Here is a 16,912-nt window from a genome sequence, read left to right on the forward strand (position 1 = left end):
CACCTCCACTTAGTCGACCACTTTCGCGGGAATCACCTGACGCACGGTCTGGGACTTGCCGCCGAAGATATTGACGCTGTCGTTGCCGGTACTGCAGCCGTTGCCGAAGCTGAAGCCGCAGGAGGATTTGATGTCGTAGGCATTTTCCGCGTAGGCCTTGTGGCTGCTCGGTACCACGAAGCGGTCCTCGTAGTTGGCGAGCGCCATGTAGCGATACATTTCTTCTACCTGCTGTACGCTCATGCCCGCGGCTTCCAGCAGCTCGCGGTCCTGTACACCGTCGACGTGGATACCGCGCATGTAGGCGCGCATCACGATCATGCGCTCCAGCGCGCGCGCCACCGGTTTCTCGTCGCCGGCCGTGAGCAGGTTGGCCAGGTATTTGAGCGGAATGCGCAGGTTGGAAAGATCCGGAATTTCCGCGTTGCTGCCCACGGTGACGGTATCCACGTGGCCGGCCTGCACCGCGTTCTGGATCGGTGACAGCGGCGGCACGTACCAGACCATCGGCAGGGTGCGGTACTCCGGATGCAGCGGCAGCGCGATCTGCCAGTCGATCGCCATTTTGTACACCGGCGAATTCTGTGCGGCTTCGAGCCACGCTTCGGGAATGCCCTCGGCGCGCGCGGCCTCCTGCACTTTGGGATCAGTGGGATCCAGGAAAATATCGCACTGGGCCTGGTACAACGCCTTGTCGTCTTCCACCGCAGCGGCTTCGTCGATGCGGTCGGCGTCGTACAGCAACACCCCCAGGTAGCGGATGCGGCCGACGCAGGTCTCCGAGCAGACAGTGGGCTGGCCGGATTCAATGCGCGGATAACAGAAGATGCACTTCTCGGATTTACCGGTCTTCCAGTTGTAGTAGATCTTTTTGTACGGGCAGCCGGACACGCACATGCGCCAGCCGCGGCACTTGTCCTGGTCGATCAGCACGATGCCGTCTTCCTCGCGCTTGTAGATCGCGCCGCTGGGGCAGGACGCGACACAGGCCGGGTTCAGGCAGTGTTCGCACAGGCGCGGCAGGTACATCATGAAGGTGTTTTCGAACTCACCGTAGATGTCCGCCTGCACCTGCTCGAAGTTTTTGTCCTTTTTGCGCTTGTCGAATTCGGTACCGAGGATTTCCTCCCAGTTGGGGCCCCAGTCGATCTTCTCCATACGCTGGCCGGTAATCAGCGAGCGCGGCCGGGCCACCGGCTGGTGCTTCTGTTCCGGCGCCTTGTGCAGGGTCTGGTAATCGAAATCGAACGGCTCGTAGTAGTCGTCGATTTCCGGCATGTTCGGGTTGCCGAAAATGTTGGCCAGGATGCGGCGCTTGCCGCCCTGGCGCGGCTCCAGTTTGCCGTTCTTTTTGCGCACCCAGCCGCCGTTGTACTTGTCCTGGTTTTCCCAGTCTTTCGGGTAGCCGATGCCGGGCTTGGTCTCGACGTTATTGAACCAGGCGTACTCCACCCCCTCGCGGGAGGTCCATACGTTCTTGCAGGTGACGGAGCAGGTATGGCAACCGATGCACTTGTCGAGATTCAGCACCATGCCGATCTGGGCTCTTACTTTCATTGCGCAACCTCCTCGGTAGCCGGGGCCAGTTTGGCGTCTTCCCCGTCGTGCCATTCGACCTTGTTCATTTTTCTGACGATGACGAATTCGTCCCGGTTACAGCCCACGGTGCCGTAGTAGTTGAAGCCGTAGGACTGCTGGGCGTAGCCGCCGATCATGTGCGTGGGTTTCATCACCGCGCGGGTCACGGAGTTGTGGATACCGCCGCGGGTGCCGGTGGTTTCCGCCCCCGGGGTGTTCACGATCCGCTCCTGGGCGTGGTACATCATCGCCATGCCGTCCGGCACCCGCTGGGACACCACCGCGCGCGCGGCGATGGCACCGTTGACGTTGAAGATCTCAATCCAGTCGTTGTCCTCGACGCCGGCGAGTTTTGCGTCCGTCTCGCTCATCCACACGATGGGACCACCGCGGGACAGGGTCAGCATCAACAGGTTGTCGGAGTAGGTGCTGTGGATGCCCCACTTCTGGTGCGGGGTGATCCAGTTCAGCAGGATTTCCTTGTTGCCGTTGGGCTTTTTGTTCAGCACCGGGGCAACCGTTTTCAGGTTGATCGGCGGCTTGTACACGCACAGGTTTTCGCCGAAGTCCCGCATCCATTCGTGATCCTGGTAAAACTGCTGGCGACCGGTGATCGTGCGCCACGGAATCAGTTCGTGGACGTTGGTGTAGCCGGCGTTGTAGCTCACATGCTCGTCCTCGAGCCCGGACCAGGTGGGCGAGGAGATGATCTTGCGCGGCTGCGCGACGATGTCGCGGAAGCGGATTTTTTCCTCTTCCTTCGGCTTCGCCAGATGGGTGTGGTCGCGCCCGGTGATCTGGCCCAGTGCGTCCCACGCCTTCACTGCCACCTGGCCGTTGGTTTCCGGCGCCAGCGACAGGATCATTTCCGCCGCGTCGATGGCGCTGTCGATGCGCGCGCGACCGTCGCGCTCGGAATCCTCGCTGTAGGTGCGGTTCAGTTTCTTGAGGAAGTCCACTTCGGCATCGGTATTCCAGCTGATGCCCTTGCCGCCGTTGCCGAGTTTCTCCAGCAGCGGGCCGATGGAAGTGAAGCGGTTGTAGGTGTTGGGGTAATCCCGCTCCACCACAATCATGCTCGGCGCGGTGACGCCGGGCACCAGGTCGCACTCCCCTTTCCACCACGCCTTGACGCCAAACGGCTGCGCGATTTCGGTGGGCGTGTCGTGGTGGATCGGCAGGGTCACCAGATCCTTTTCCACTCCCAGGTGGCCGTCGCTCAGTTCGGAGAACTTCTTGGCGATGCCCTTGAAGATGTCCCAGTCGCTGCGCGCTTCCCAGGCCGGGTCCACCGCCTTGCTCAGCGGGTGGATGAACGGGTGCATGTCGGACGTGTTCATGTCGTCCTTCTCGTACCAGGTGGCCGTGGGCAGCACGATGTCCGAGTAGAGACAGGTGGTGGACATGCGGAAGTCCAGGGTCACCAGCAGGTCGACCTTGCCCTCGCTGGCCTCGTCGCGCCAGGTCACGTCCTCGGGTTTGCGGCCGCCGGACTCGCCCAGGTCTTCGCTCATCAGGCCGTGGCGGGTGCCCAGCAGGTGGCGCAGCATGTACTCGTGCCCCTTGCCCGAAGACCCCAGCAGGTTGGAGCGCCAGATAAACATATTGCGCGGGTAGTTCTGCGGGTTGTCCGGATCCTGGTTGGCAAACTGCAGTTCGCCACTCTTGAGTTGCTGCACGGCATAGTCTTTCGGATCCATACCGGCGGCTTCGGCGTCCCTGACCAGCTGCAGCGGGTTGACGCCCAGCTGCGGCGCGGACGGCAGCCAGCCCATGCGCTCGGCGCGGCTGTTGAAGTCGATGATGGAACCGCTCCACTTGGCCTTGTCGGCCAGTGGCGAGATTACCTCGGACATCTCCAGCTTTTCGTAACGCCACTGGTTGGCGTGGTTGTAGAAGAAGGAGGTACCGTTCATGTGGCGCGGCGGGCGCTGCCAGTCGAGCGCGAATGCCAGCGGGGTCCAGCCGGTCTGCGGGCGCAGTTTTTCCTGCCCCACATAGTGCGCCCAGCCGCCGCCGCTCTGGCCGATACAGCCGCACATCATCAGCATGTTGATGAGGCCGCGGTAGTTCATGTCCATGTGGTACCAGTGGTTCAGCGCCGCACCGACGATGACCATGGAACGACCTCGCGTCTTGTCTGCGGTGGTGGCAAATTCACGGGCTACGCGAATCACATCGCCGCGGCGCACGCCGGTGACCCTTTCCTGCCAGGCCGGCGTGTAGGGTTTGTCGTCGTCGTAGCTGGAGGCACTGTTGGGATCGTCCAGGCCGTGCTCGACGCCGTAGTTGGCCAGGGTCAAGTCAAACACGCTGGCCACCAGGATCTCGCTGCCGTCGGCGGCGGTGACTTTCTTCACCGGCACCCGGTGCTGGATGACATCGCTGTGCTCGGTATGCTGGAAGTAGTCGTATTCGTGGGTCTGGCCCCCGAAATAGGGGAAGGCCACATCGCGCACTTCATCGGCGCAGTCTTTCAGGCTGAGTTTCAGGTTCAGCTCGGAACCGTCACCGCCGTCGCGCTGTTCGATATTCCACTTGCCTTTCTCACCCCAGCGGTAGCCCACGGAGCCGTTCGGCGATACCAGGCGGCCATCGTCGTTGATGGCGATGGTCTTCCAATCCGGGTTGTTGTCCTGGCCCAGGTTGTCCACCAGGTCGGAGGCGCGCAGGAAGCGATCCTGCACCAGCTGGCCGTCGCGCTCGACGAGGGTGACCAGCATCGGCATATCGGTAGTGCTGCGCACATATTCGGTGAAGTAGGCGCTGGGCTTCTCCACGTGAAACTCTTTCAGGATCACATGGCCGAATGCCATCGCCAGCGCGGCATCGGTGCCCTGGCGGGGCGCCAGCCAGGTATCGCCGAATTTGGAACACTCGGAATAATCCGAGGTGATGACACAGGTCTTGGCGCCCTTGTAGCGCACCTCGCTGAGGAAGTGGGCATCCGGGGTGCGGGTCTGGGGCACGTTGGAGCCCCACACGATCAGGTAGTTGGAGTTGTACCAGTCGGCGGATTCCGGCACGTCGGTCTGCTCACCCCAGATCTGCGGGGATGCCGGCGGCAGGTCGCAGTACCAGTCGTAGAAGCTCAGGCAGTTGCCGCCGATCAGCGACAGGTAGCGGGCACCAGCGGCGTAGGACACCATGGACATGGCCGGGATCGGCGAGAAGCCGGTTACCCGGTCGGGGCCGTATTTTTTCGTGGTGTAGACGTTGGAGGCGGCGATGATTTCGTTCACCTCATTCCAGCGCGCGCGCACGAAACCGCCCATGCCGCGGCGCTCCTTGTAGGAGTGCGCCTTGTCCGGGTCCTCGACGATACTGGCCCAGGCTTCCACCGGGTCACTGTGCAGCTGCTTGGCCGCGCGCCACAGGCGCAGGAGGCGCTTGCGCACTTTCGGGTACTTGAGGCGGTTGGCGGAATACATGTACCAGGAGTAGCTGGCACCGCGGGGGCAGCCGCGCGGCTCGTGGTTGGGCAGGTCGGGTCGGGTGCGCGGATAATCGGTCTGCTGGGTTTCCCAGGTGACCAGCCCGTCCTTCACATAGATTTTCCAGCTGCAGGAACCGGTACAGTTGACGCCGTGGGTGGAGCGGACAATCTTGTCGAATTGCCAGCGGCGGCGGTAACCGTCTTCCCAGCTGCGGTCATCATCGGTTTTCTCGCCGTGTCCGTGGGCGAATGGCTCTGTGCGCTTCTTGAAATACTTCAGGCGGTCCAGAAAGTGGCTCATGGGATACTCCGGAACGAACAAACGGGCCAATAGTGGCTGTATTGGCGCCGACTATAAAATTCGCTCCGGAGCGAGGCACTGCACCAAAAGTGGTATAATTCCAGCGTCTAGCCACCGACCTACTCCCTAGTGGGTAGACGTTTATGAACGGCGAGTGCCGCTACACCAGCAACTGCGCCGTCTGGCGCCCTCCGGCGCCGCCCTTCCGGCAACAGGGACGATTCCCGGCTCATTAGAGGTACTCCCTCCGTCGCTGTCATAAGGCACAATGCGGCGGTAGCCAGCAGGGGTGTGTACATGCCAGCAAGAGTGTTCAACCGGATCCGACAGTCAGTGGTGTTCCGCATCGGCGCGCTGATGCTGGCGACGGCGCTGGTGGCCGTCACCTCGATGCTCGCCTCCTATATCATTTCCGATGCTGCCGAAAACGATGCGGCTGCGGTGAACCTGTCCGGTTCCGTGCGCATGCTGACCTACAAGCTCGCGGCCAGCGCGGTCAGTGGAGACGCGGACAGTGCACAGTCGATCGCCAACCAACTGTCCGACCGCCTCGACCGGATCGACGACATCTCCGACTTCAACCGCAAAGACCGCCGCGAAGAGGCCGCGCAGTATTCCCAAGTGCTGCACGAGTGGGAAAACGACATCCGTCCTTACTTCCTGGCCCTGGCCAGCGGGGAGCGGGCTTCCGACTACGAGGCCACCAAGACCGTTGCGGCGAATTTTGTGGAAGATGTCGACACACTGGTGCTCGACTTCCAGCACACCGCCGAGGCCACAGTCGATCTTTTGCGGCTGGTGCAGCTGGGGTCACTGTTCGCTACCATCACCCTGATTTACCTGTCTCTTTTCGCGCTGTCGCGCTCGGTCGAGCAGCCACTGAAACAGCTCACTGATTGCTGCGCAAACATCGCCCGCGGCAATTTTCGCTACAACCTGGAACTGACCAGCGGCGATGAACTTGGGGTACTCGCCGATACCATCCGCGGCATGAGCAAGGTCATTGAGGAGACGCAGCGCGACCTGGCACAGCGGGTGGAAAGCAAGACCGCCGAACTGTTAAGCAGCCACCGGGTCCTGGATTTCCACTTTCGCCTGGCGCGCGCTATCAGCGAGGGGGAACTCTCCCACAGCGCCCTCGAACGCTGGCTGGCAGAGTTCAGTGAGCTCACCGGGCTCAGGGATCTCGACCTGTGCCTGATGACGGCGGCGGGAGGCACCCCCTTTTCGCACCTCACTCAGGGAAGCGGCAATACCGCCTGCCGCACGGTGGGCTGTGAGAGCTGTGCGCGCGGCTGCGACGTCAAAGGTCCCGACGGCACGAACATTTATCGCTTCCCGCTGGAAGCCGACGGGCGCAACTACGGGGTGCTGGTGTGCACCCTGCCGGACAACGAAGCGCTACCGCGGGAGCAGGTCCAGCGACTGTCCACCTTCGTCGGCGCACTGACCACCGCCAGCGCACTGCGCGATCGCCGCGAACAGGAACGTCGCGCGGCGCTGATGGACGAGCGCAGTATTATTGCGCGGGAGCTGCACGATTCCCTGGCGCAGTCACTGTCTTACCTGAAAATCCAGGTGGCGCGACTCAATCGCTGCAACAATGCCAGCGATACCGGACGCGAGGACATCCGCGAAATCATCGATGAATTGAAACAGGGCCTGCAGAACTCCTACCGGCAGCTGCGCGAGCTGCTCACCACTTTCCGCCTGCAAATTGACGACAGCGGCCTCAAGGCCACATTGCTGAAGGTGATCGAACACTACCAGGAACAGCACCCGGAAATCGGTATTGAACTGGAATACAACCTGTCCGAGATTCCACTGACGCCGCAGGAAGAAATTCACCTGTTGCAGCTGGTTCGCGAGGCGTCGCAGAACGCGGTTTATCACTCCCGGGGCGACCACATCACCATTCGCCTTAACCAGCATTCCCACGGCCAGATCCTCGTGCAAATCGAAGACAACGGTGTGGGCATCGGCGAATCGCCGGAAAAACGGGATCACTTCGGTATGTCTATCATGCGGGAACGCGCCGACAATCTCGCCGGCGAACTGGATATCCGCCCGCGCCCCCAGGGTGGGACACAAGTGCATTTCAGTTTTATTCCGGCATATAGCCGCGAACAGCAGGTGCAATGGCGGTAATGATCACGGAAAGAACCGTCGCGTAAACGAAAAGACGAAGGCTATTTTGGACTACCCCACACTCAAATTACTGCATATAACGCTGGCGATGGTTTCCGGCAGCGGCTTCGCCCTGCGAGTCGGCGCCCACCTTTCCGGCGCGGACTGGGTGCGCCATCGGTTGGCCCGCACAGTGCCGCACCTGATCGACACGGCACTGCTGGCAAGCGCGATCGGCTTGCTGTGGATGTGGCAGTGGACTCCCCTCACCCAGCCCTGGCTGCAGGCAAAACTGGCCGCGCTGGTGGGGTATGTGCTCTGCGGAGCCATGGCGCTGCGCAGCTCACCTGCGCAACTGTCCCGCAGTCTCACTTTTGCCACCATGGCGGCTGCGTGCTTCCTCTTCATCGTATCCGCCGCCGTCAGTAAACGCGCCCTGCTGCTGGGGTGACGCCCCGGACTGGAGTCGCCGATGAATCCCGACGCAAGACCCGATAAAAAACCCGACACCCGCACCGCGCTGCTCCAGATCATCACCCAGGCACGGGAGACCCTGCCGTTTACCATGCCCGCGGCCGATCTGTGTGCGGGCCCCTGCCGCGGCTGTGCGAAAAAACTGCTGGAACTGCTGGACGGGGAAATTGAGGACTGGGAGCAAAAGCTCGATGACGGCGAGGTTCCCACACTCGGCGACGTCAACAAGTTCGGTCGCCTGTGTCAGAAAATCTACCGCGCCATCGCTGCCAACGGATTGGTCTGAATACGCGGTGGTCGCGGGCGTAACTGTCCGGAGCTATCCATAACTTTCCATAATTATCCGGGCTGCCCATCGGTGCGCGGCGCCAGCAACATCGGTGCAAAACGCCACAAAAACAGCCCGTACCCGCACAGCCACAGCGTCACCGACAACCAGTAGGCAATGGGTGCCGGTGCCAGCAGCACCCGCACCAGCGACGCGGCCAACAGGGCCGCAAACGCCAGTGCAATCCCTCGCGGCGGATTCAGCGGCGAACGCCCGGTATGTCCCAGCGTCACACGGCTGATCATCGACAGAATTATCCCGCCGATGCCACCGACGCCTATCAGATGGACGGCTCCGCTTTCCAGGAAAAATGGACTGAACAGCGGAGTACCCGCAGCAGGATCGCCAAGACCCAACCACACGGCCCCCAGTAACAATACGCCGGCCACTATCAGCCAAAAACTGATATGCAGTGACCAGAGCATCGGCTCCGAGAAGATTTTTCCAATCGGCCAGCGAGCACAGCGCACCAGCTGCACCAGCCCCAACAGCAGCGCCACCACGCCTGTCCACTCCCGCGGCAACGACAGCGCCATACTGAGTAACAACGCGATGCAGAGGCCATGCCCCGACCATTCCAGCCACGGCAATTTCGCCCGCGGCGTCAGTCCAAAGCGCCGCGCGGTGAAAAAGGGTATCACCCTCCCTCCAAACACCAGCACCATGGAAGCCACCAGCAGCAGCGTCAAAAGCGCCACCGGGCGAGTGGCACCCGATGACAGAGCATGCCAGGCGGAAAGTCCCGCAAACGTCAGTAGCGCGGGGATCAAAAACAGGTTGTGCCACTGGCGCACAGCGATCACCCGGCGGCCCAGCATAAATGCTGCACCGGCAAAAAATGCCACTTCGGCGGCCACGGGGAACCACAGCGGCACCGCCCAGAACAGGTATCCCAGCCGGGCCAGCAACCAGCAACTGCTCAGCAAAACGAGTGCACGACCGGTGGGTGCGCGCAGTCCCGTCCAGGTCTGGCACGCAGTGCAGACGAAGCCGACTATAACGGCACCGGCAAAGCCGAACAGCATTTCGTGGGCATGCCAGGCCACATCAATGCGGAACACCGCCGTTCCGTTTCCCATCAGGGTCATCAACCACAGGATCAGGGCTACACAACTCCATATTGCGGCAGCCAGAAACAACGGCCGGAAAGGCATACGCCAGATTGGGTCCAGAGCATTCTCCTTCGCCCGATCAGTGATCTGCAACATCGCTCGATTCCCTCGGATAAACAAAAAAGGGGGGAATACTCCCCCCAAGACGACAAAACAAATTTTTATGGGTTGTAGTATTCGCCATTTTTGCGCAGGTAATACCAGTAGTTCAGCAGGATACAGGCGGCATAGAAAATTGCGAAGCCGACCAGGGCAATTTCCGGTGTGGTCGCTGCGATCTGCTCGCCCAGCACCTGCGGGATATAGAATGCACCATAGGCGGCAACTGCGGAGGTCCATCCCAGTACCGGGCCCGCCTGCTCACGCGGGAAGACCATGGCAATGGTGCGGAAGGTGGAACCATTACCGATACCGGTGGCAGCAAACAGCAGCAGGAACACCAGGAAGAAGGGCACAAAGTATTGTTCCGGGGTCGCCGACGCGTAGGCAGCTTTCATGTAATAGGCCGCGACCAGCGCACATGCTGTCATCACCACGGCGCAAACCTGAGTCACCAGGGCGCCGCCCAGGCGATCGGCGATCCAGCCACCCACTGGCCGCACCAGCGCACCGATAAACGGTGCCATCCAGGCATACATCAGCGCACTCGGACCATTCGGGTTGATGGTGTCATGTGTCATCACACCATCAACCATCACATGGCTGTACCCGAATATCACCTTGATCGCCAGCGGGAAGGCCGCCGAAAAGCCGATAAAGCTGCCGAAGGTCATGGTGTAAATGACACTCATCACCCAGGTGTGCTTGTGGCGAAAAATACCGTACTGGCGGTTGAGGCTGGTGCGGATCTCACCGGGCAGTAACTTCATTCCGTACACTGTGCCCAGCATAACCAGTACCAGCACCAGCTCCTTGGGCAGGCCCCAGCCTGATCCGTTGGCACTCTCTGGCAGCAGCAGCCACAGGCCCAGCACCGCCATAATCAGGCCAATCAGCAGCATACCGGTCATTTTGAAATAGCTGCCAATAGGGCTGCCGATATCCGGCGACACATCATTGGTGCGGATGTTGTTCATGCCGAACCAGATGAAAAAGATCAGCGGGATCAGCAGCAGCAGCCAGACAAACCCGGCATTCTGGATCCAGGCAAGGGATCCGGCCGGAATTTTGCCAATCAATGAGCCGGAACTGTTCACCAGCTCCATCGGTGCGCCGCCCAATGCGCCAAACGCGCCGAAGGTCATGAACAGCGGCACAATAATCTGCATGGTGGTCACGCCGAAATTACCGAGCCCCGCATTCAGGCCAAGTGCCAGCCCCTGCTTTTCCCGCGGGAAAAAGAAACTGATGTTGGACATGGATGAGGCAAAGTTGCCACCACCAAAACCACTCAGCAGCGCCAGCAGCTGGAACATCCACAGTGGGGTATTCTGGTTCTGTAGCGCGATACCTGTGCCGAGCGCCGGTATGACCAGCAATGCGGTCGTGAACAGAATCGTATTGCGCCCGCCGCAGAGGCGGATAAAGAAGCTACTGGGGATTCGCAGCGTAGCGCCGGTCAGCCCCGCGATTGCGGTCAGCGTAAAGAGCTCAGCCTTGGCTAAGGGAAAGCCAAGATTCAGCATTTGCACGGTGATAATGCCCCAGTACAACCAGACGGCGAACCCGCTCAGTAGACTGGGAATGGAAATCCAAAGGTTGCGGTTGGCCACCTTCTTGCCCCGGGACTGCCAGAACTCACGGTTCTCGGGAGACCACTCATAGATATCGGACACTTTCGCGACTCCTGATCGACAAACTGTTTCAGCGTCCACTTTCGGGGTAAATCCACCAGTTCTCAATTACCATCAGTAAGTACCTACATTGCCCCGAAACGGGGCTTTACGGCGTGAAATTTTTCCGCGTTGCGCCACAACGCCCACGCCCTACGCTCGGCATTGGCGCGCATATACCCCCTAAGGGTTAGGCCGGGGTTTCGGTCAACGCCCCGTGCTAGACTGGTCCCTTGTTTTTGGTTGCGCTGCAACGTCCGCCGCAGGTATTTTTTAACGCCCAGGCACGGACGATTGCGAATAGAAGGTAATACCCATGGCCTCAACTGCACGCGTGATGATGGTCGACGACCACCCCCTGTTTCGTAAAGGGCTGTTGCAACTCATCGAGCTCGAGCCCAGGTTGGCGGTCGTCGGTGAAGCCAGCGGTGGTGCAGAGGCACTCAACATGGTCGAGGAGTGCGATCCCGACATCATCCTGCTCGACCTCAATATGCGCGGCATGGATGGTCTCGATACCCTGCGCGCTATGCGTGCCGCCGATGTGACTGCGCGCATCATCATGCTCACGGTTTCCGACAACAATGCCGACGTCGTCGCCTGTATCCGGGCCGGTGCCGATGGGTATCTGCTCAAGGATATGGATCCGGAAGAGATTCTGGAGCAGATACTTGCGGCCACTCACGGCAAGCTCGCCATTAGCCAGCGCCTGACAGAAATTCTCGCTACCGCACTGCGCAAGCCGGACAACTCCGGAGCGGATCTGCTGTCGACACTCACCAGCCGCGAATATGAAATCCTGCAACTCATCGCCGATGGTCTCAGCAACAAACTGATTGCGCGGGAACTCGACATATCAGATGCGACGGTCAAGGTTCATGTGAAGCATCTACTGAAAAAGCTCAGTATGCGTTCCCGTGTCGAAGCGGCAGTGTGGATGGTGAACCAGAAACGCATTAGCGGCACCACACCCGAATCGTAAGTCGGAGCGGCTCCCACAACAGCCCCCGCAAATGCTCCCAGAGAGGTAATCGATCATGGCGGACTGCTGCAACCAACCCGGGCTGGTTTCGATTGAAACTGCCAAGGCACTCCTGCTGGATGCGATAAAGGCGGTAGACGACAGCGAAACCATACCGCTGGCAATGGCAGTCGGCAGAATTCTTGCCGAAGATGTGAAATCCGCGGTCAACCTGCCCCCTTGCAATAACTCCGCAATGGACGGCTACGCACTGCGTATGGCCGACGCCCAAACCGATGGGCGGCTTGAAATCATCGGCAAATCCTTCGCGGGTGCGCCATTTAAGGGAAAGCTATGGCCGGGAACCTGCGTGCGCATCATGACCGGCGCGGCGATGCCCGCGGATGCCGATACGGTGGTGATGCAGGAAAATGTCGACAGTGATGGCCACAGCATTCGCATTCGCTGCGATATCAATCAAGGCGACCATGTCCGTCGCCGCGGCGAGGATGTGATCGAGGGCACTGTACTTGCGCAAGCCAGAGAACAGATCGCGGTGCCCCATATCGCACTGCTGGCTGCCGCCGGCGTCGGCGAAGTCACAGTAAAGCGGCGCCCACAGATAGCGCTGTTTTCCACTGGCGATGAGTTGCGTCAACCCGGCGAACCACTGGGCAATGGCGACATCTATGACAGTAACCGAGTCGCGCTGCGGGCCGCACTGGAAGCACTGGATCTGCAAATTCTCGATCTCGGTATCCTCCCAGACAATAAGGCCGCCATCACCAAGGCGCTGGGCCAGGCCGCGCATGCAGCGGACGCAATCATCACCTCCGGTGGTGTTTCTGTCGGCGAGGCCGACTATACCCGGGAAGTCATGGAAGAGATGGGGGAAATAGACCTGTGGAAAGTTGCCATGAAACCCGGCAAGCCTTTCGCATTCGGCAATATTCGGGGTGTACCTTTCTTTGGTCTGCCGGGCAACCCGGTTTCCGCGCTGGTTACCTTTCACCAGCTGGTAATGCCGGCGCTGATGGCGATGAAGGGAGCGGAATGGTCACCGCCCGCGAACCTGCCGGCAAAACTCTTGAGCCCACTCAAGAAAAAACCCGGTCGCACAGATTTCCAGCGCGGCATATTCCGCAACGACACGTCCGGAGCCCTGGTAGTGGAGGCTGTAGGCGCACAGGGCAGCCACATCCTCAGCGGCCTCGCTGCTGCAAACTGCTTTGTGGTACTGGAGCAGGAGCAGGGCTCTGTAGGTGTTGGAGAAACTGCAACAGTGGTGCCTTTCTGCAGGTCTTTTGGGGCCTGGTAACCGGTATCCTGATTCGCTTTCCCCAGCCGCGGGGAGCAGGTTTAATTTGATGAAAAATCGGCGTAATTTTACCGTCGTTCTTCAAGGCTCCCCGGATCTTTCCCACTGCCTGCCTCCATCGCTGATCCAGCATCAAGTGGGTGAAGACGAAATGGATTTATCAACACGAGCGAACACCGCGCTATCGCCACCAACTTTACCACCAACCGCTGACGCGGTCGGAGAATGGGCCTTCCCGGTTATTCAGTGAGTACGCCAGCTATTCCTTGCCATTCTGGGACACCAGGTAGTTCACGATTATAGCGACATCGTTATCCGGAATCGGCGCGCCAAACACTTTCTTCATTTTCATGACAGTGGCGGTCCATTGTTCCCTGGTTAGCGGCGGCTGCATGTAGATGTAATCAACCGAATGGCAGGTCTTGCAGTTGCGACTGGCGGTATCCATGCCTGGCCCCGGTTTGAGTTGCGCTGTCTCCGGGGGCAGATCGATCTTCACTTCGCCTGATTTTTCCTCGGCAAAAAGCATTGGTGGCGCGGCCAGGGTAAAGAGTGCGGCAAGAGCCATTGTCGCCGGTGATAGCTTTCTCATGACGCAGTCCTCAAAGCCCAGTGACGCGCAGGGTTTCGACGGCATTGCGCATGTAACCGGAAGGGTTCCAACGCGGTGTGAAGCGTTGCGATTCGCCGATGTTGTTGACTGCAATACTGGCGAGTTCATAGTGTTTTCCTGCCTTTGGCGTAAATTCGCTGCGCCACTCCCGGAAGCTGTAGTTGCCGTTGTCCTTGCCGAGCTTGGTTTCTGCCCAGGTCTTGCCACCGTCGGTGGAGAGCAGCACGCGGGCGATGCCGAACCCACCGTCGAATGCGATGCCTTTCACCTCTTGGCTGCGACCACCCTGGAGCCTGGCGCCGTCGGCCAGGCTGGTAATGAACGAGCGCACATCCATGCGGTTGATAGGAACCGTGTTCACGCCCTTTTTTCCGGGCTCCGAGCAGGCACAGGGATTATCCGGGATCCGATAGGCAGGTTTCATCCAGAAGTTCTCGTCTACCTCACCGATGACCTCGATGTCTTCCAGCATCTTGACCCAGTAGGTGGCATACCACCCCGGCACCACGAGGCGGACGGGATAGCCATTGAGCAGGGGAAGCGACGCACCATTCATACTGTAGGCAACCATGACGTCATCGGAGAGCGCCATGTCCATATCGAGGGACTTGATGAAATCCGGCGTGGCTGGGAGCACTGGACGGTCAGCGCCGTTGAATCTGACCTGGACTGCTCCGCTTGCTATGCCGGCTTTGTTCAAAATGTCGCGAAGCCGAACGCCTTTCCACAAGGCGTTACCCATGGCACCGTTGGCCCATTGGCCGCCCGGTACCCGCGGGTTGAACAGGCCGCGGCTGTTGCCCGCACATTGGCAGACTGCGGCAATTTCGACGGCTTCGAAGCTGTTTTTGAGATCGGCGATACTCAGGGAGATGGGCTGTTTGACCCGCCCATGAACCTTGATGCGAAAGGTGCCCGCATCGATGCTTGATGGCATACCCGCAAGGTGCCAGCGCACGAAGAAGGCATCGTTCGGCGTAAACACTCCTTCATTGAAAACTGTCATCGGCGTTTCGAGTTGCACTGGGCGGGCGGTCATCCGGATTAACTCACGCTTCTGCGGGTAGGTAACGAGTTCCCGCTGGCCGTTTGTCATGGGCAGCTCGACCATCTTTTGTACTGCGGCGACTGGCGCGCTGCGTCCAAAAAGCGCAAGGCCACCCAAGGCGGCCCCGGCTCCGAGAAATTTTCGACGCGACGCGTTCAGAGCGTCGCAATTGCCGTGTGAGTCGTCATGATCGCCCATCCTGATTCTCCCTAAGCCAAGCAGCTGGCGGCATTTGTGGCGGCACCCCGGTAGAAGGCCGGCGGACACCGGATAAAAATAGTTAATTTCTTGCATCATGAGAGAAATAAGCCCCCTTTTTCCCAGGCCCAGCGATAGCTTTACGTCAAGGGACCGCCGCTGGTCGTCCGATCGCACGAAGTGCACCCTGCATTCCACCTATGTCGCCAAAAAATTGGCTGGTCTTATCTTCAGTTCCGGCGCCACTCCTCGTGGCCTGGCAAGCCATGTCGTCTCGTGCCTCAAGATTGATTTGAATACGCGCTGCCAACGGTGCATCTAGAAATTGCGTTTCAACTAGAGAATGAAGAGTGCTTCGAGCAAGGTGATAGCGATCCAGTATCGAAACTGGAACTTCTGGTAGCAAAGTAGAAATTGCCCCTTGGGAATCGATCAGAGAATTACTGAAAGAGTCGCTCCAGAGTACCTTTGGCAGGTTCGGATTTTTGATGGCGCCGCATCACGACTCCTTGATTAAAGTTTAATCGCGAAGTCACGGAATCAACCCAAACTGAGTACGGGAAAAAAATCACTTGGCAAGGCCTTTGCGGCCGACAACCAATAGTCCTATAAATTCCACAGTGACTTGAATTTTCTGGCCCTTGCCGACCATTTACCACCATGGCTAAATAACATAACGACCAGAATAAGGACTGACCGCAAGATGCAGAGCTATACCATTCAGGAACTCCACGAAGCGCTCCTCGGTATCGACGAAGAAAAGAATCAGGACAAGGTATCCGAACTGAAGCAGCAGCTCAGAGAAAAGCAGGCGAAAGTTTCTGATCTGAAAAAGCAGATTGCAGAACTGGAAGGCTCGGCACCCGCCGGCCTGTCGGTGAGCGAGCCCGGCAATCCCATGACATTCAAACGGCTGTTCCTCGCCAGCTGCTGCAGTATCGGCGCATTCTGGCTGTTGCTGGGCATCTTCGGGCTGTTTGGCTTTGATACCATCAATATCAATGGCGAGGCGGCCCACGGTGTTCCGGCCCTGATCGGGTCGGTGGTTACCGGTGCTATTTTTTCACTGGTATTATCCGGTTGCACCTGGATCGGCGCTAAAGTTCTGGAGATGCTGGAGTCTGAATAAGCGGGACTTCGGCCTTCACAGTTCATTTTGAATCCACAGGTATATCGCACGGAGGACGAACATGAGCGAAAAGGCTATTCACGGCAGCTGCCTCTGCCAGACTGTCCAATTCGAGATCAGCCCGCCGTTCGAGAAGATGGTGCACTGCCATTGTTCGCGCTGCCGCAAGGGCACCGGTACCGGCCACGCCACCAACCTGATCGTGGCGCCGGAACAGCTGAAGTGGCTGTCCGGGGAAGATGCCATCGGGCGCTACGACCTGCCCTCGGCCAAGAGCTTCGGCAAGTGGTTCTGCCGCAATTGCGGCAGTCCGCTGCCGCGCGTTTCGCGCAGTGGCACCGCGGTGGTGGTGCCGGCTGGATCACTGGACGAGGCGCCACCGATCGAGCCTACGGATCATATTTTCTGGGATGATCGCACGCCCTGGGACAGTGACAGCGGCGGACTGCCGACCCACACCGACTACCCGGATTCCTGGAAATAATCACCGCCGTAATGGCGACAGTCGCCACCGCGC

The 16,912-nt window shown here is 59.5% G+C and carries 13 protein-coding genes; 7 read left to right on the forward strand and 6 right to left on the reverse strand.

Translation table 11 applies throughout. The features are described 5' to 3' along the window. Nucleotides 1–9: 9 nt before the first annotated feature. Both narH and IG168_RS18845 read right to left on the reverse strand, forming a co-directional pair. A complete protein-coding gene (narH, locus tag IG168_RS18840; RefSeq protein WP_193166156.1) occupies nt 10–1,557 on the reverse strand; it encodes a nitrate reductase subunit beta in 1,548 nt (515 codons plus the stop codon). Then, nucleotides 1,554–5,315: a nitrate reductase subunit alpha gene (locus IG168_RS18845; RefSeq protein ID WP_193166157.1), complete on the reverse strand. Its 3,762-nt coding sequence runs from the start codon at nt 5,313–5,315 to the stop codon at nt 1,554–1,556. The genes narH and IG168_RS18845 overlap by 4 nt, the downstream gene beginning before the upstream one ends. 297 nt (nt 5,316–5,612) lie before the next feature. Between IG168_RS18845 and IG168_RS18850 the strand changes: the two genes are divergently transcribed. From IG168_RS18850 to IG168_RS18860, 3 genes are read left to right on the forward strand one after another with little or no spacing between them, the layout of a single operon-like run. Continuing rightward, complete coding sequence (locus IG168_RS18850) at nt 5,613–7,463, forward strand: ATP-binding protein (protein WP_193166158.1); 1,851 nt, start codon at nt 5,613–5,615, stop codon at nt 7,461–7,463. A gap of 46 nt (nt 7,464–7,509) precedes the next feature. Continuing rightward, nucleotides 7,510–7,893: a SirB2 family protein gene (locus IG168_RS18855; protein ID WP_193166159.1), complete on the forward strand. Its 384-nt coding sequence runs from the start codon at nt 7,510–7,512 to the stop codon at nt 7,891–7,893. 21 nt (nt 7,894–7,914) lie between these two features. Then, on the forward strand, nt 7,915–8,202 hold the full coding sequence (locus tag IG168_RS18860) for a hypothetical protein (RefSeq protein ID WP_193166160.1): 288 nt from the start codon (nt 7,915–7,917) through the stop codon (nt 8,200–8,202). A gap of 53 nt (nt 8,203–8,255) precedes the next feature. Here the strand turns inward: IG168_RS18860 and IG168_RS18865 are convergent, their stop codons facing one another. Further along, a complete protein-coding gene (locus IG168_RS18865; RefSeq protein WP_193166161.1) occupies nt 8,256–9,452 on the reverse strand; it encodes an NnrS family protein in 1,197 nt (398 codons plus the stop codon). A gap of 65 nt (nt 9,453–9,517) precedes the next feature. Continuing rightward, complete coding sequence (locus IG168_RS18870; protein WP_193166162.1) at nt 9,518–11,131, reverse strand: MFS transporter; 1,614 nt, start codon at nt 11,129–11,131, stop codon at nt 9,518–9,520. 313 nt (nt 11,132–11,444) lie between these two features. Between IG168_RS18870 and narL the strand changes: the two genes are divergently transcribed. Together narL and moeA are read left to right on the forward strand one after the other, a co-directional pair. Beyond that, nucleotides 11,445–12,110: a two-component system response regulator NarL gene (narL, locus tag IG168_RS18875; protein ID WP_193166163.1), complete on the forward strand. Its 666-nt coding sequence runs from the start codon at nt 11,445–11,447 to the stop codon at nt 12,108–12,110. 55 nt (nt 12,111–12,165) lie between these two features. Next, nucleotides 12,166–13,407, forward strand: a complete 1,242-nt coding sequence (gene moeA / locus IG168_RS18880) for a molybdopterin molybdotransferase MoeA (protein WP_193166164.1) — start codon at nt 12,166–12,168, stop codon at nt 13,405–13,407. A 259-nt stretch (nt 13,408–13,666) separates the two neighbouring features. On the opposite strand, the gene sorB is transcribed toward moeA, so the two are convergent. Beyond that, on the reverse strand, nt 13,667–13,999 hold the full coding sequence (gene sorB, locus IG168_RS18885) for a SorB family sulfite dehydrogenase c-type cytochrome subunit (protein ID WP_226877146.1): 333 nt from the start codon (nt 13,997–13,999) through the stop codon (nt 13,667–13,669). Nucleotides 14,000–14,009: 10 nt separating this feature from the next. After that, complete coding sequence (sorA, locus tag IG168_RS18890; RefSeq protein ID WP_193166165.1) at nt 14,010–15,266, reverse strand: SorA family sulfite dehydrogenase catalytic subunit; 1,257 nt, start codon at nt 15,264–15,266, stop codon at nt 14,010–14,012. Nucleotides 15,267–15,969: 703 nt separating this feature from the next. On the opposite strand from sorA, the gene IG168_RS18895 reads away from it, so the two are divergent. Both IG168_RS18895 and IG168_RS18900 read left to right on the forward strand, forming a co-directional pair. Beyond that, entirely contained in the window at nt 15,970–16,395 is a 426-nt protein-coding gene (locus tag IG168_RS18895) for a hypothetical protein (protein ID WP_193166166.1), read from the forward strand. A gap of 61 nt (nt 16,396–16,456) precedes the next feature. Then, nucleotides 16,457–16,879, forward strand: a complete 423-nt coding sequence (locus IG168_RS18900) for a GFA family protein (protein ID WP_193166167.1) — start codon at nt 16,457–16,459, stop codon at nt 16,877–16,879. The last annotated feature ends 33 nt before the right edge of the window (nt 16,880–16,912 follow it).

Origin of the sequence: Microbulbifer hainanensis (assembly GCF_014904735.1) — a bacterium.
GTDB lineage: Bacteria > Pseudomonadota > Gammaproteobacteria > Pseudomonadales > Cellvibrionaceae > Microbulbifer > Microbulbifer hainanensis.

What these genes read in the sequence shown, in the direction of transcription:
- IG168_RS18865 (WP_193166161.1), bottom strand. Translation starts at nt 9,452, where the DNA reads ATGTTGCAGATCACTGATCGGGCGAAGGAGAATGCTCTGGACCCAATC.
- IG168_RS18895 (WP_193166166.1), top strand. Translation starts at nt 15,970, where the DNA reads ATGCAGAGCTATACCATTCAGGAACTCCACGAAGCGCTCCTCGGTATC.
- IG168_RS18845 (WP_193166157.1), bottom strand. Translation starts at nt 5,315, where the DNA reads ATGAGCCACTTTCTGGACCGCCTGAAGTATTTCAAGAAGCGCACAGAG.
- moeA (WP_193166164.1), top strand. Translation starts at nt 12,166, where the DNA reads ATGGCGGACTGCTGCAACCAACCCGGGCTGGTTTCGATTGAAACTGCC.
- narH (WP_193166156.1), bottom strand. Translation starts at nt 1,557, where the DNA reads ATGAAAGTAAGAGCCCAGATCGGCATGGTGCTGAATCTCGACAAGTGC.
- IG168_RS18850 (WP_193166158.1), top strand. Translation starts at nt 5,613, where the DNA reads ATGCCAGCAAGAGTGTTCAACCGGATCCGACAGTCAGTGGTGTTCCGC.
- sorA (WP_193166165.1), bottom strand. Translation starts at nt 15,266, where the DNA reads ATGGGCGATCATGACGACTCACACGGCAATTGCGACGCTCTGAACGCG.
- IG168_RS18900 (WP_193166167.1), top strand. Translation starts at nt 16,457, where the DNA reads ATGAGCGAAAAGGCTATTCACGGCAGCTGCCTCTGCCAGACTGTCCAA.
- IG168_RS18860 (WP_193166160.1), top strand. Translation starts at nt 7,915, where the DNA reads ATGAATCCCGACGCAAGACCCGATAAAAAACCCGACACCCGCACCGCG.
- sorB (WP_226877146.1), bottom strand. Translation starts at nt 13,999, where the DNA reads ATGAGAAAGCTATCACCGGCGACAATGGCTCTTGCCGCACTCTTTACC.
- narL (WP_193166163.1), top strand. Translation starts at nt 11,445, where the DNA reads ATGGCCTCAACTGCACGCGTGATGATGGTCGACGACCACCCCCTGTTT.